The organism is Halomonas sp. SIMBA_159 (genome assembly GCF_046536035.1).
GTDB lineage: Bacteria > Pseudomonadota > Gammaproteobacteria > Pseudomonadales > Halomonadaceae > Vreelandella > Vreelandella venusta_A.
The window spans coordinates 1-245 of the sequence record NZ_JAWJBT010001302.1 but is presented as its reverse complement, the minus strand read 5'-3'; the positions used below and the strand labels follow the sequence as shown (position 1 = coordinate 245).

At 51.4% G+C, this 245-nt stretch carries 1 protein-coding gene; it reads right to left on the bottom strand.

Annotated elements, in window-relative coordinates:
* Nucleotides 1-245: hypothetical protein (locus tag R0J87_RS23460; RefSeq protein ID WP_498889386.1), on the bottom strand; the 245-nt coding region annotated here is incomplete at both ends.

Here is a 245-nt window from a genome sequence, read left to right as displayed (position 1 = left end):
ACGGCCAGGCCCCGTGAGAATGCCCTTGTTTCTCGCATAGGCCATGAAATCGGAAACGATAAGGAAGTAATCGATATAGCCCATTGCCGAAATGACGCCCAGTTCATAATCAAGCCTCTCCGAATAGTCTTGTCCCGCCTGTCGCCCCCGTTCTTCCAGCCCTTTCAGGCACAGGGCACGGATGACTTCATGTTTATCGCTGCCTTCTTTTACCGGATATTTTGGCAGCAATTGCCGATTCAGTG